This is a genomic window from Novacetimonas hansenii JCM 7643 (assembly GCF_000964405.1).
Taxonomy (GTDB): domain Bacteria; phylum Pseudomonadota; class Alphaproteobacteria; order Acetobacterales; family Acetobacteraceae; genus Novacetimonas; species Novacetimonas hansenii.
The window spans coordinates 1-1,000 of the sequence record NZ_BANE01000256.1 but is presented as its reverse complement, the minus strand read 5'-3'; the positions used below and the strand labels follow the sequence as shown (position 1 = coordinate 1,000).

Annotated in this window: 1 protein-coding gene and 1 pseudogene; both read left to right on the top strand. The window is 58.1% G+C overall.

What is annotated here, in order from left to right; all coding sequences use genetic code 11:
• Positions 1 to 349: pseudogene (locus B7G66_RS17960) on the top strand (hypothetical protein); the annotation flags it as partial.
• Between the two features lie 119 nt (positions 350 to 468).
• Positions 469 to 834, top strand: a complete 366-nt coding sequence (locus B7G66_RS14240; RefSeq protein WP_371861367.1) for a hypothetical protein — start codon at positions 469 to 471, stop codon at positions 832 to 834.
• The last annotated feature ends 166 nt before the right edge of the window (positions 835 to 1,000 follow it).

Sequence of the window (1,000 nt, the reverse complement as noted above, 5' to 3'; positions counted from 1 at the left end):
CTGGGGTTGGGGCTGGGGTGGGTATGGCCTTGGTGTCGGCACTGGCATGGCCATCGGGGCCGCAGCCGTCGCCGCCAGCCGTCAGGCCGCGCCTGGTATCTATAACGGCACCAGCGGGTCCGGGCCTGAAGACGACTCCGTCTATGATGCCGAACTCAACAGCCTGTATTCCGAGATGCAGCAACAGCAGCAGTCAGCACCGCCATCGGCCCTTGTACCATCGGGGGGCAGTGCGGGGCAGGCAGGTGCGCGCGGGACCACCATGCCCGCTACACCCATGCAAAATGCGCATACCTGTCCAAAAGGACAAGTATATAATGACCTGACGGAAAACTGTGACCAGTCCTGACGGGGATGATGCATGTCCGAAGGATTGTGTTACTAATGTCCCTGAACAAGAAGCGCCGTAGCGGGGCAGGCCATCCCGTTCCCGGCAGGATCAGTATCGGGCCAGGTATGATGCAGACAATGACGGTACAGAAATTTTCCAGGGTATTCCTGCTGGCGACCACTCTGGTCGGGGGCACTGTTGCGGTGGCGCATGCGGAACCGGGCGGATGCCTGAAATATGGTGCGGTCGGTGCCGTGGGTGGGCATGTCGCCAACCATCATACGGTGGCGGGTGCCGTGGGCGGATGCGCGGTTGGTATGTACAAGCGCCATGAATACCGCAAGGGCCTGCGTGAAAAGGCGGCCCTGTATGACAAGGAACATCCCGCCGACCCCAAGGAGAGCCTGTGGCAGCGTTACCGCAACCGCAAGACGGATGAGCAGAAAGCCACCCTGTATGATGCGGAACATCCCCCCGCACCGCAGGCTGCATCTGCGCACTGAATCTGTTGCACTACCCGGCCCTGCATGTGGGGCCGGGTAGTGTAAAAGAGTATTTTAAAGAACCGGTTGAAAACACATCATTGATAAAAAACAGGAAAAGTTTTTGGGTGGTACCTTTTTCCAAAAAGGCAGCGTCTTCTGAAGCTTTTTAGAAAAAGCTTCACCA

Excerpts from the sequence above, each read along its gene's own strand:
- B7G66_RS14240 (WP_371861367.1), top strand. The coding sequence starts at position 469 with ATGACGGTACAGAAATTTTCCAGGGTATTCCTGCTGGCGACCACTCTG.